Origin of the sequence: Bacillus arachidis (genome assembly GCF_030285945.1) — a bacterium.
Taxonomy (GTDB): domain Bacteria; phylum Bacillota; class Bacilli; order Bacillales; family Bacillaceae_G; genus Bacillus_A; species Bacillus_A arachidis.
In genome coordinates this window covers 2,215,203-2,228,177 of the sequence record NZ_CP127376.1, presented here as the reverse complement: position 1 = coordinate 2,228,177, position 12,975 = coordinate 2,215,203, and the positions used below count along the sequence as shown (strand labels likewise).

Annotated in this window: 10 protein-coding genes; 3 read left to right on the top strand and 7 right to left on the bottom strand. The window is 35.8% G+C overall.

Annotation, left to right across the window (positions count from 1 at the left end; all coding sequences use genetic code 11):
* The first annotated feature begins 269 nt into the window (after positions 1-269).
* On the top strand, positions 270-1,322 hold the full coding sequence (locus QRY57_RS12920) for an enoyl-CoA hydratase/isomerase family protein (protein ID WP_286017646.1): 1,053 nt from the start codon (positions 270-272) through the stop codon (positions 1,320-1,322).
* A 200-nt stretch (positions 1,323-1,522) separates the two neighbouring features.
* The gene (locus QRY57_RS12915; protein WP_286017645.1) at positions 1,523-2,155 is read left to right on the top strand and encodes a LysE family translocator; all 633 of its coding nucleotides are present in this window, start codon (positions 1,523-1,525) and stop codon (positions 2,153-2,155) included.
* Between the two features lie 80 nt (positions 2,156-2,235).
* Here QRY57_RS12915 and QRY57_RS12910 read toward each other — a convergent pair whose 3' ends face one another.
* From QRY57_RS12910 to mmgD, 7 genes are all read right to left on the bottom strand, one after another.
* Positions 2,236-3,696 (bottom strand): CoA-acylating methylmalonate-semialdehyde dehydrogenase, encoded by a 1,461-nt coding sequence (locus QRY57_RS12910; protein ID WP_026590779.1) that lies wholly within the window; start codon positions 3,694-3,696, stop codon positions 2,236-2,238.
* Positions 3,697-3,740: 44 nt separating this feature from the next.
* Entirely contained in the window at positions 3,741-4,631 is an 891-nt protein-coding gene (locus QRY57_RS12905) for an NAD(P)-dependent oxidoreductase (protein ID WP_286017644.1), read from the bottom strand.
* Positions 4,632-4,647: 16 nt separating this feature from the next.
* Positions 4,648-6,357 carry an acyl-CoA dehydrogenase FadE gene (locus tag QRY57_RS12900; RefSeq protein ID WP_286017643.1) on the bottom strand — a complete coding sequence of 570 codons (1,710 nt, stop codon included), beginning with the start codon at positions 6,355-6,357 and terminating at the stop codon, positions 4,648-4,650.
* A 140-nt stretch (positions 6,358-6,497) separates the two neighbouring features.
* A complete protein-coding gene (locus QRY57_RS12895) occupies positions 6,498-8,258 on the bottom strand; it encodes a sigma 54-interacting transcriptional regulator (RefSeq protein ID WP_286017642.1) in 1,761 nt (586 codons plus the stop codon).
* Between the two features lie 107 nt (positions 8,259-8,365).
* Positions 8,366-9,274 (bottom strand): methylisocitrate lyase, encoded by a 909-nt coding sequence (prpB, locus tag QRY57_RS12890; RefSeq protein ID WP_026590775.1) that lies wholly within the window; start codon positions 9,272-9,274, stop codon positions 8,366-8,368.
* Between the two features lie 16 nt (positions 9,275-9,290).
* Positions 9,291-10,727, bottom strand: coding sequence for a 2-methylcitrate dehydratase (gene prpD, locus QRY57_RS12885; RefSeq protein WP_026590774.1), 1,437 nt, complete (start codon positions 10,725-10,727; stop codon positions 9,291-9,293).
* Between the two features lie 98 nt (positions 10,728-10,825).
* Entirely contained in the window at positions 10,826-11,944 is a 1,119-nt protein-coding gene (mmgD, locus tag QRY57_RS12880) for a citrate synthase (RefSeq protein ID WP_035414621.1), read from the bottom strand.
* Positions 11,945-12,621: 677 nt separating this feature from the next.
* On the opposite strand from mmgD, the gene QRY57_RS12870 reads away from it, so the two are divergent.
* Positions 12,622-12,900 (top strand): hypothetical protein, encoded by a 279-nt coding sequence (locus QRY57_RS12870; protein ID WP_026590772.1) that lies wholly within the window; start codon positions 12,622-12,624, stop codon positions 12,898-12,900.
* The last annotated feature ends 75 nt before the right edge of the window (positions 12,901-12,975 follow it).

The window sequence follows — 12,975 nt, the reverse complement described above, 5'->3', positions numbered from 1 at the left end:
CATTGGAAACAACTGATGTTGTACTATTCATTTTCGTATGTTGAAATCCTGCAAATATAACTCGTCAAAATATGCACCATTCTAAAAGTATCTAGTTCATTGCCTTAATGCCCATTTGTTTAGACAGTTAGACACTTTATCGCTACTACTTCTTCTTAATTAAAGATACCAAAATTGGCATGCTACTTGCATCTTAGATAAATTATAAAGGACATTTTAGCTTGTATCGAGAAATAAGAATGAGAAGATATATAAGAGGAGGATTCGAAATGACCGAAAATGTTTTATTTTCTATTAGTGAAAACGGTGTTGCAACGATTACTTTAAACCGTCCAAAAGCACTTAACTCTATATCTTATGATATGTTAAAACCAATTGGACAAAAGCTCAAAGAATGGGAGAAAGATAACCACATTGCCCTTATCGTCTTAAAAGGGGCTGGTACAAAAGGATTTTGTGCTGGCGGCGATATTAAAACATTATATGAAGCACGTTCAAATGAAGCTGCATTACAACATGCTGAACAGTTCTTTGAAGAAGAATATGAAATAGATACATATATATATCATTATCCAAAACCAATTGTCGCTTGTTTAGATGGAATTGTAATGGGCGGTGGTGTCGGCCTTACGAATGGTGCTACACATAGAATCGTGACAGAACGTACAAAATGGGCAATGCCTGAGATGAATATTGGTTTCTTCCCAGATGTTGGAGCTGCTTACTTCTTAAATAAAGCACCTGGACAAACTGGTCGTTATGTCGCGTTAACAGCATCTGTTTTAAAAGCTGCTGATGTATTATTTATAAATGCTGCTGATTATTATATGACATCTGATTCATTATCTGCTCTCCTTACAGAACTTGAAAATGTTAACTGGAACCAGCAAGATGTACATACTACTTTAAAAGAAATCATTCATAAATTTGCAGCCACCCCTAATATAGAAAGTGAACTGGCTTCTTTATTAGAAGGAATTAATACACATTTTTCATTCCAAACAATTGAAGAAATCGTCCATTCATTAGAAAATGCTAGCAATGCCTTTACTTTAAAAACGAAAGAAACTTTACTATCAAAATCTCCATTTTCATTAAAAGTAACATTAAAACAACTTATTGATGGCAAGGGAAAATCGGTAGAAGAATGCTTTGCGACAGATCTCGTGCTCGCTAAAAATTTCATGAGACACGAAGATTTCTTTGAAGGAGTACGCTCCGTCGTAGTAGACAAAGATCAAAACCCACAATATAAATATAAACAATTAAGTGATGTCTCAGATGAAGATGTAAATCGATTCTTTAATCTTCTCAATGCATAAGTAAAAGGCTAGGTGAAAACGGCTCATTTGCTGTTCCATCTAGCCTTTTACGATATTTATATTTCCCACATTTTACACCTCTTTGAATAAATTCATTAAATAGGCTTTAACATAATTAATTTTTATTTAACATACAACTTTAATTGTGTTACACTTATTTTGATTGAATTTTCAAAACATACAAACAGAAAGGTGGAGTGATGGTGGCGAACTATCTTCTTTTTATTATTATGTCAATTTGTCTTATTATTTTACCGGGGCCTGACACTGCAATGGCTACGAAAAACACCCTTACTTCAGGAAAAATGGGAGGAGTAAAAACAGTTTTCGGTACATGTATCGCTCTTTTAATTCATACGTTAGCTGCTGTAATTGGACTTTCCGCTATTATTGTTAAATCAGCTTTCTTATTTTCTATTTTTAAATATGTCGGTGCTATTTATCTCGTCTATTTAGGTATTAAAGCACTGTTATCATTAAAAGACAAAAACAGCATAGCTACGAATGAACTACCTATGAAACATGCCGATGAAAACAGCTCCTGTTTTCGCCAAGGATTTCTAACCAATCTTTTAAATCCAAAAATCGCTGTATTCTTTTTAACTTTTTTACCGCAATTTTTAAGTCCTGACTATAATACACTCGTTCAATTTCTAATCATGGGTCTTACCTATCTTGTTTTAACTGTAATATGGTTTGCCTTTTATATCTTCTTAATTGATAAAATTAGTGTTTTTATGAAAAAACCAGCTACCCAAAGATATATCCAAGGAATTACTGGCATTATCTTAATTGGATTTGGTATCAAGTTAGCTTTCGAAAAGAATAGTTAACAATTAAAAATACACCACTTTCTAACGAGTGGTGTATTTTTTGTACAAGTAACAATGTACATGTGTATTTTATTCAACTATTAAAACCAGCGTTCTGTCACAACTTTTTTACGTGTATAAAATTGTACACCATCTGTTCCATTTGTTCCAAGATCACCATAGAAGGACGCTTTATTTCCCGCAAATGCGAAGAATGCCATTGGAGCTGGAACATTAACATTTACGCCAATCATTCCTGCATCGATATTATCACGGAATGTTTGTGCATGTTTGCCACTTGATGTATAAATAACCGCACCATTTGCAAATTTTGATTGGTTTGTCAGTTTAATTCCTTCTTCCAAATCTTTTACTCTCACAATACTTAATACTGGAGCAAAGATTTCATCTTGCCAAATTTTCATATCTTGATTTACGCCATCAAAGATTGTCGCTCCAACAAAATATCCTTCGCCGGCTTCTTCATTAATTTTACGACCATCTACTAGTAAAGTAGCTCCATCTGCTACACCGCTATTAATATAGCCTAGTACACGCTCTTTATGAGATTCGCGAATTAATGGCCCTACATAATTCTCTTCGTGGAAACCATCACCAACTTTTAGTTTACGTGTTTCTGACACAAGAACATCAATGAATTCATCAGCAATTTCATCCACAACTGCTACAACCGAGCATGCCATGCAGCGTTCTCCACTGCTCGCGAACGCTGAACCAATCACACCTTGTACCGTTTTTTCAAGGTTACAATCTGGCATAACAATCGCATGATTTTTCGCTCCTGCAAGTGCTTGTACTCGTTTTCCATATTTTGTTCCTGTTTCGTATACATAACGTGCAACTGGCTCTGATCCAACAAATGAAACAGCTTGAATATCTTTATTCTCTAAAATGCTATTTACAACATCTTTCCCACCCTGTACTAAGTTTAAAACCCCTTTTGGAAAGCCTGCTTCGTAGAATAATTCTACAAGTCTCTCAGCTAAAAGTGGCGTTCTTTCCGATGTTTTTAATACAAATGTATTACCACAAGCAATTGCTAATGGGAACATCCATAATGGAATCATCATCGGGAAGTTAAACGGTGTAATACCTGCAACAACTCCAATTGGATAGCGCCAAATTGAACCATCAATTCCCCCTGCAATATTCGGAAGTGCTTGACCCATCATTAAATTTGGTGTTGATGTTGCAAGTTCTACAGCTTCAATACCACGCTGCACCTCACCAGTTGCATCTTTTAATGTTTTACCATTTTCTAATGTAATAATTTTTGCAAGCTCTTCTTTGTTTTCTTGTAAAAGCTGTAAATATTTATATAGCTGTCTTGAACGATTTGGAACCGGCACTTTTGACCATGTTTCGTAAGCAACTTTTGCAGCTTCAACAGCTCGATCTACATCTTCTTTTGGTGAAAGCGGAACATACGCAATTATTTTTCCAGTTGCAGGATTCGGAACAGCTTCAACCTCTGTACCAGTAGATTCTACCCATTCACCATTAATATGATTTTTCACTCGTTTAATTTCTGTTGTAATCATTGTATTCGCTCCTTTTTATTTTTTATATTTGCTAGGATCCATTACTATTTATCACTAGAGATTAATTGCTCACTTACCTTCTGATATAAAGCAGCCATGTCTTTTTCACCATATCCCGCTTTATCAGCTTCATCATACAAATTCAGAAGCATTTCGCTTACAGGTAAGTGAAGTTCACTTTCTTTCGCTAAATCAACCGCAAATCCTAAATCTTTCTTTAGTAAATTCACAGTGAATCCTGGCTCATAGTTCTCTGGTGCAATAAAGCTTTTATAATTACGTTCATAAATTCTACTTTGTCCATAGCTAACATTTAAGATATCAAACATTTTATCTAAATCCATATTATTTTTCTTCGCTAATGTCAAAGCTTCACTAACGCCCGCTGTGTAAAAACCGATTAGTAAGTTATTAATCAATTTTACAGTTGTACCACTGTCAATTTGTTCACTCACATGAAAAATATTTGCTCCTAATACTTCCATCACCGATAACCCTTTTTCATATACTGCTTTTGGTCCACCGACCATAAAAGTTAATGTGCGATTTTCCGCCCCAATCACTCCACCACTAACCGGCGCTGCTAAGAAATCTACTTTTTTATCATTTGCAGCATCTGCCAATCTTTTATTTAGTTGCGGTGCTACTGTACTTGTATCAACTAGAACAATATTCGAATGACTATTTTCGATTAATCCTTCTTCGCCGAAATAAACAGCTTCAACAGCTCGCGGTGATGGTAAACTTGTAAAAATCAAATCACATGTTTCTGCCAATTTTGCAATTGACAATCCAATGATTCCTCCTTCTTTCTCAAAAGAAGCTTCAGCATCTTTATTTAAATCAACGCCGTATACCATGTAATTTGATTTGACTAAATTTTTAGACATCGGAAGGCCCATATTACCTAAACCAATAAAACCAATCTTTTTCATACTACTCTCCTCCTATTTAAACAATATATTTCCCACGATTTATAATCGCTTTTGCGATTTCTCTCTTTTTCGTAAATACGTTCGTATATAGAGGCACTGACAGTTGACGAATTTCATCTAGAATAGCGTTTCTATTTTGCTCTTCTTGTACTGCTGCAGAAAGAAGAACTATTGCTGCTGATTCTACTTTGCGATACCCTTCTTCACAAAGAACATCTGTTACAAGCTGTTTTGTACGTTCTTTTTCTTCACCATTTTTACTTACCGCTTTCTTCGTACGTAAAAATGCTGATTCCATTACATATACATCTTTCAACATGTCTGCTAATACGCGTGAATATTCTTGCTCTTGTTCAATTTTTATTTCAGGAGTTTTAGATAGCGTTTTCAAAGATTGTTTCAATAATTGTTTTGATAATAAAATATAACGATGATTTCGTTCTACATTCTCAAACGTACCTTCATCTACTTGATCTCCTAGTTGCTTTGTTTGTTTCATTAGCATTTTTGCAACTGTTAAACGATTAATTTCATTCGTTCCTTCAAATATACGGCTAATTCTAGCATCACGATATAATCGTTCTACTTCATATTCTTGCATATAACCGTAACCACCGTGAATTTGTACTGCTTCATCCACAATATTTCCAAGCGTTTCTGAAGCATTTACTTTGTTGATTGCGCATTCCATTGCAAATTGAGACATTTTCTGCATAATGCTTTCATCATTCTCATGAATCGCTTCATCAATTACACCTGCTGTTCGGTAAGCCGCGCTCTCTGCACCGTATGTAGCAATAATCATATTCGCAATTTTCTCTTGGATCATCGTAAAATCAACTAATTCTGTCTGAAACTGTTTTCTTTCTTTTCCGTATTGAACAGATAGGCCAATTGCTTGCTTCGCTGTTCCAATATTTCCGAAAGCAAGTTTCAATCTAGCGAAATTGAGAATATTAAGAGCTACGTGGTGTCCCTTTCCAACTTCTCCTAATACATTTTCTACTGGAATTACAACATCCTCTAAAATGAGTGTCGCAGTTGAAGATCCTTTAATCCCCATCTTCTTTTCTTCTAGGCCAATCGAAACACCTTCACATGTTCTTTCGACAATAAATGCTGTCATTCCTTTATTTGTCTTCGCAAAAACAACATATACATCAGCCATATGAGCATTAGTAATCCACTGCTTTTCACCGTTTAATTTCCATACCGTTCCCTCTTCATTTAAGACAGCACTTGTTTTTGCACTTAACGCATCAGATCCAGCGTTTGGCTCTGTTAACGCATACGCTCCAACCCATTCTCCTGATGCGATTTTTGGTAAGTATTTTTCCTTTTGCTCTTTTGTTCCATAGTATATATATGGCAACGTTCCTACTCCAGCATGAATATTAAAGGAAACGCTAAAAGCCCCTGCATATCCCATCTTCTCTGCTACCAGCCCAGAAACTGCCTTTCCTAATTCGAATCCTCCATATTCTTCTGGAACTTCTATACTTAACAATCCAAGTTCTCCAGCCTTTTCAAACAATCTGCGAGAAACTTGATAATTGTGTTGCTCGATATTTTCAATTTCAGGAACAATTTCCTGTTTAACAAATTGTTCTGTTGTTTTTGCAATTAAATCTTCATCACCTGAAAAATCCTCAGGTGTAAAAAAGGATGTATTAAGCTCCTTATTCAGCGAAAAAAATTCGTCCCATTGCAACTTTGTTTTCTCCATCTGTATCCCCCTATCATTTCGGTCTTCATTTTATTTATATGCAAAATCTATGCCAAACTAAAAACTTGATAGAACACGGGCAAAATGAAAAGAAAACGTAAAACTGTCTAGACAGTTTTACATCATTTATAACAAGTTGTTTAGATTTTGAATCGTGACAATTTGTTATATAAGGTCGCCCTAGAAATTCCTAATAATGCTGCTGCTTTTGACTTATTTCCTTTTGCTTCTTTTAAAACGCGTTCAATTAACCCTCGTTCTTCCTCTTCACGTACAACTTTCATCGCTTCTTGTTTTGCTGGTAAAGACTGAATCATAGGTACTAATTTTTTCTGCTCCATATCCCGATAATAGAATTCTTCTGGCAAATCTTTAGCTCGTATATGCGTATCATCCGATAGTGCAAATAATCTTTCTAACACATTGATCAGTTCCCTAACATTACCTGGCCAATTGTAATGGAACATTAGGCGCAATACTTCTTTATCAATTGTTTTTTCTTCAGTTCCATACATGTGACATAATTTTTGTAAATGTTCTTCAACAATAAGCGGGATATCTTGTTTTCGAAAGCGGAGCGGCGGAATATGGATCGGAATAACATGAAGACGATGGTATAAGTCCTCTCTAAATGTACCCTCTCTCACCATTTGTTTTAAATCTTTATTTGTCGCTGCAATTAGCCTAAAATCAACAGAAATTGGATGTGTGCCACCTATTTTTTCTATTTCTCTTTCTTGTAAAACACGTAATATTTTTACCTGCGTTAATAAAGACATGTCACCAATCTCATCTAAAAATAACGTTCCATGATTCGCAAGTTCAAACTTCCCTGCCTTTCCATTCTTTTTCGCACCTGTAAATGCACCTTCCGCATAGCCAAACAATTCAGATTCTAGTAAATTATCAGGAATAGCAGCACAGTTTACACTGATAAATGGACCGTTTTGGGTTATACCTGCATCATGTATAGCACGCGCAAATTGCTCTTTACCAACACCACTTTCACCAATAATTAATACGGAGGCTTTAGACTGCGCTGCTTTTCGAGCCATTTTTTTCGTTTCAGAAATCGTCTGACTTTCTCCAAGAATATCTTCGAATCGAATTTGCTTCTTCTTCGGTTTAGAAAATGACGGTTTGACAGCACGATCTTTTTGATCAAATCTCTCTAGTATTTTATAAATATCTGAAATTCCTTCATGAATAAGCATGCCTACAGCACCGATTACTCGTCCGTTCTTCCAAATTGGCATCCGGTGTACAACTAGGTTTTGCCCTTGCAAACGATGTACTTGATTTCTTTCTGGTACTCCTGTTTTTAATACAACTGGAAGGCGCGTATTCTCAATGATATTTTCAGCACACTGTCCAATTGCTTCGTCTTTCGTTACGCCAACGAACCGGCTATACGTATCATTAAACATTTGAATAACGCCGTTTTCGTCTACAATCGCTATACCTTCATATGCCGTATCAAACGAGAGTCGTAACCATTCAATTAAACGCTCTGCATCTTCTAATTTCTCTTTTATAAATTTCTGAAAAGCAAAAATCTCTCTTTGATCTATAACCCCTTCTAACATTCCATTTTTTTCATTTATCACATAAAATGGCAGGTGCTGAACCCCTTCCATTTGTTTTTTTCTCGTTCCCTTATGGAAGGAATCATCTATAATCATATGAACTGGAGTACTCACATCATTTTCTTCCTTCATCCACTGAACACAGTCTACTAATTTCGCTATACCAACCATTCTTTTTCCCTCTAGTACAGGCAGTTCATCAGTTTTTGATGCGACAAGTAGATCGATTGCCTCTGCAATCGTATTACTCATTTTCACAAATTGACAATCTTTATTCAGCCATCTTCCTACAGAGTAATCTTCTATAGAGTTCATATGTTTCCACCTCTTTTGCAAGCAATTAGGAAATAGGAAAAGGCGATGAGACTCCACATCAAGCAGTTGTTTTTGCCAAAGATGTAATCATCATCGCCTTTTTTGTTTTATTGATCCTCAGATAAAACTGTTTTAGCAATACCGTTATCTAATTCCTCAAAATCATGATACGAAATTGTCTCATACAATTCACTTCTCGTTTGCATGTTAGATAGTCCTTCTTTTTGTGAGCCTGTTTCTTTAATAAGCGTAAATACACGCTCATATGCTTTTGCAGCAACACGAAGTGATGTAACTGGATAAATCACCATTTGGAAGCCCATATTTGCAAATTCTTCTGCACTATAATATGGCGTTTTTCCAAATTCAGTCATGTTTGCAAGTAAAGGAACATTTACTTTGCTGTTAAATAAGCGGAATTCCTCTTCAGATTGAAGCGCTTCTGGGAAAATAGCATCTGCGCCTGCTTCTACATAAGCAATCGCTCTTTCGATTGCTGCATCCAATCCTTCTACACCGCGAGCATCTGTACGCGCCACAATAACAAGTGTTGGCGCTACTTCTTTAATCGCTTTAATCTTTTGCACTAATTCTTCAGTGGAAACAAGTTTTTTCCCGTTTAAATGTCCACATTTCTTTGGTAATTGTTGATCTTCAATTTGAACAGCAGCTACATTTGCTTCTACCATTTCTACAGCAGTTCGCGCTACATTTAACACGCCACCAAATCCTGTATCAATATCAACAAGAAGCGGCAAATCAGTTGCTCTAACAAGATCTCTTGCTCTTTCAGCTACTTCAGTAGACGTTACAATACCTAAATCCGGTAAACCCTTACTTGCTGTATAAGCAGCTCCTGATAAATAAAGAGCTGAAAATCCAGTGTTTTTTGCAACAAGAGCGGCCATCGCATCATGTGCACCAGGGATTTGTAAAATTTCAGGTGCTTCTACTAAAGCTCGGAATCGATTAGCAAGCTCTTCTTGTGTTGACTGTTTATTTACAACCCAAGCCATTCATATTCCCCCTATTTTATATTAAGAACAGATCTACGAATTCATTTACATTCATATTTTCTAATTTTTCTTCATTCAGACACGCTTCATGAATTTTTTCTTGTTGTTTACTTGAATAATGTACAGCCATATTTGCAGAGAACTTTTGAACAACTTTTGGAATTGCTTCATCTCTACGGAAACGATGGCCTAATGGATATTCACACTCTACGTTTTCTGTTACTGTGCCATCTTTAAAATGAACTTGAACAGCGTTGGCGATTGAGCGCTTGTTCGGATCAAGGTAATCTAAACTGTATTGTTTGTTTTCAACAACAACCATCTTATTTCTTAATTCATCTACACGAGGGTCAAAAGCTGCTTCATCTTCATAGTCATCCGCAACGATATCACCTTTTAATAAACCAATTGCAGTAATGTATTGTAAGCAATGATCGCGGTCAGCTGGATTATTTAACGGACCTTCTTTATCGATAATACGAACTGCTGATTCATGTGTCGTAATTGTAATACGATCAATTTCTTCTAATCGTTCCTTCACTTCTGGATGTAATTTCACTGCGCATTCTGCAGCCGTTTGAGCATGGAATTCTGCTGGGTATGATACTTTAAACAATACATTTTCCATTACATAAGAATCTAAAGGTCTTGCTAATTTTAGTTCTTGTTTATTAAATAATACATCTTGGAATCCCCATCCTGGCGCAGATAATGCTGTTGGGTAACCCATCTCACCTTTTAATGCAGTAAGTGCAAGATGAACACCACGGCTTGTTGCATCTCCAGCTGCCCAAGATTTACGAGAACCTGTATTTGGAGCATGACGGTATGTACGAAGACTAGAGTTATCAATCCAAGCATGAGACAATGCGTTGAAGATTTCTTCACGCGTACCACCAAGCATTTTTGTAACAACTGCTGTTGTTGCTACTTTTACGTACAGTACATGGTCAAGACCAACGCGGTTTAGACTATTCTCTAGCGCGAGTACACCTTGAATTTCATGCGCTTTAATCATCATTTCAAGTACATCTCTTACTTTTAGTGGTTCTTTTCCTTCAGAAATACGTACGCGGCTTATATAATCTGCAACAGCTAAAATGCCACCTAGGTTATCTGATGGATGTCCCCATTCTGCTGCAAGCCATGTATCGTTGTAGTCTAGCCAACGAATCATACATCCAATATTAAAAGCACCTTTTACTGGATCGAGTACAAATGAAGTTCCTGGTACACGTGTACCATTTGGCACAACTGTTCCTGGTACGACTGGCCCTAGTAATTTCGTACACTCTGGATATTGTAATGCTAAAATTCCACACCCAAGCGTATCAAGTAACACATAGCGTGCAGTACTGAATGCTTCTGAGCTCGTCACCTCTTTGTTTAATACATAATCCGTAATCTCTTCTAAAATTGCATCTTTTTGTTTAATTTCATTTGTTTTAATCACGCTATTCTTTCCTTTCTGTCGAAAATTCGTTATTATTAAGAATGGGTGTCGGTCAAACACCCACCTGGCGGGCGGCCTTAACAACTCCCCAGTTGTTTTTATTTGCTAAGCACATGTCGCTCGCCGATATAATTTACACGTGGGCGGAACAAGCGATTATTTGTATGCTGCTCAATCACATGCGCACATAGGCCAACTGTTCTAGAACTGAAAAAGATTGGTGTATATAGTTGAATTGGAATACCTAACATCCAATAAACTGGAGCTGCATAATAATCTAGATTCGGATAAATCCCTTTTTCTTTCTCCATAATCTTTTCTCCAGCTTCACACATTTCATATAATGTATAATCACCTTTTACATCACATAATTGTTTTAAAGCTTCTTTCATCATTAAAGCTCTTGGATCTATCTTCTTCATATAAACGCGATGTCCAAATCCCATGATTTTTTCTTTGTTATGCAGCTTTTTTTGCAGTAACTCTTCAAATTTCTCAACATTTCCTGCTTCTAACAGCATATACATAACAGCTTCATTCGCTCCGCCATGTAGGCTTCCTTTTAAAGAGGCAACTGCACCTGTTAAAGCACCGTATAGATCCGATTGTGTAGATGCGATAACGCGTGCTGTAAATGTAGAGTTCGGCATTTCATGCTCACTATATAAAACAAGGGAGCGGTCGAAGATTTTCTCTTCAAGCTCAGTTGGTTTTTTACCAGTTAACATGTAGAAGAAATTCGCACTATAGGATAACTCCTGAAGTGGCTCAATTGGCTCTTCATTATTTAAAATATGATAACTGTTCGCAACAATATTTGGCACTTTGCTCAGCAGTTTATAACCACGGGCTTTGTTTACTTCTAGCGAACGATTTTCAATATCATTATCGTAACCAGCAAGTGCAGATACGCCTGTACGTAACCCATCCATTGGATGTGTTTCTTTTGGCAATGCTTTTAAAACATTAAATACACCTTCTGGCACTTCATATTCTTCCTTCAATTTCTTTTCAATCGTCTTCTTTTCATCCTCATTTGGTAGATGTTCTTCTAGTAGAAGGTGCACAATGTCTAAATACCCTTTTGTCTTTGATAATTCAATTAAGTCATATCCTTGAATAACAATTTCACCTTTGACTGTGTCAAGAAACGAAATTTTCGTCTCCGCTGCGACTATACCATCTAATCCCGGGGAAAATTTTTCTTCAGCTTTCATTATCATTTCCTCCAATCCTAATAGATCTTCGTGCACATAACTGTAAGCCTTTACAATATTGTGAAACTACATTTCTATTTCAATGTATCAGAGTTTTTAGAACATTTCAATTTATTTTATAATGATAAGTTTCCTATACTTTTCCTACTGTAACAAAACTGTTTTTTAAGAATAATGTTGAAGTTTTTCACTAAAAGATTTCATAAATTTCTTTTTTCTTTTGAACCGAAATATATTAATTTTAAATAAACTCTTATATAAATCTAGTAAAATAAACCATTTATTTTCATATGTCTATTATCTTTTTTAAACACAGAAAAAAGCGAGTTGTATCAATCACCAACTCGCCTACACATATTTTATATACTGATATTAATACAATATAATTTTGATATAAAATTTTTTTATTTTTAATAAAGTTATTATTTTACATCATTAAATTCAATTTCATCCATTTCCAAATGATATACAACTAAATCGAAATCTTGAAAATACCAAATAGCATTCCTATCGATGAAAAATTCACTACCTGTGATAGATTAATTTAGTCTTACGACTTTGTGCCTAATTCTAAAACATAGGCCTTACTTATTACACTTAATCGTTCCTAAATACGCACCTTTACAACAACTAAAAGAATATACTATGGTATAACGCACTTTAGGGGTGATTCTTTTATGTATCTATTTCCTTCAAGAATTACTGTTGCAGCTCCTGTGTCCCCTTCTGTTCATCTAGCTCCCGTTCATGCAGCAGCTTCTGATATCGGAATTGAACTTCCTGCAGCTTGGCAGCAATATCCACCTGCTGAAACACCTTCTTTTTGGTATCATGGAGCTCCTCCTAGTAGCCTTGGTCATACTTATCCAGTCACTTCTTCATATGCTGGACCGCAAATTTTTTATCATTTTCCATCTATTTATTTCCAAAACTTTCACGGCACTTTTAATATTTAAAAAGCATGTGAAAACCCCTAAGTTACCGATTAATACGGTATCTTAGGGGTTTTTATTACACTTTCATTCAAAATG

Excerpts from the sequence above, each read along its gene's own strand:
- QRY57_RS12920 (WP_286017646.1), top strand. The coding sequence starts at position 270 with ATGACCGAAAATGTTTTATTTTCTATTAGTGAAAACGGTGTTGCAACG.
- QRY57_RS12915 (WP_286017645.1), top strand. The coding sequence starts at position 1,523 with ATGGTGGCGAACTATCTTCTTTTTATTATTATGTCAATTTGTCTTATT.
- QRY57_RS12910 (WP_026590779.1), bottom strand. The coding sequence starts at position 3,696 with ATGATTACAACAGAAATTAAACGAGTGAAAAATCATATTAATGGTGAA.
- QRY57_RS12905 (WP_286017644.1), bottom strand. The coding sequence starts at position 4,631 with ATGAAAAAGATTGGTTTTATTGGTTTAGGTAATATGGGCCTTCCGATG.
- QRY57_RS12900 (WP_286017643.1), bottom strand. The coding sequence starts at position 6,357 with ATGGAGAAAACAAAGTTGCAATGGGACGAATTTTTTTCGCTGAATAAG.
- QRY57_RS12895 (WP_286017642.1), bottom strand. The coding sequence starts at position 8,258 with ATGAACTCTATAGAAGATTACTCTGTAGGAAGATGGCTGAATAAAGAT.
- prpB (WP_026590775.1), bottom strand. The coding sequence starts at position 9,274 with ATGGCTTGGGTTGTAAATAAACAGTCAACACAAGAAGAGCTTGCTAAT.
- mmgD (WP_035414621.1), bottom strand. The coding sequence starts at position 11,944 with ATGAAAGCTGAAGAAAAATTTTCCCCGGGATTAGATGGTATAGTCGCA.
- QRY57_RS12870 (WP_026590772.1), top strand. The coding sequence starts at position 12,622 with ATGTATCTATTTCCTTCAAGAATTACTGTTGCAGCTCCTGTGTCCCCT.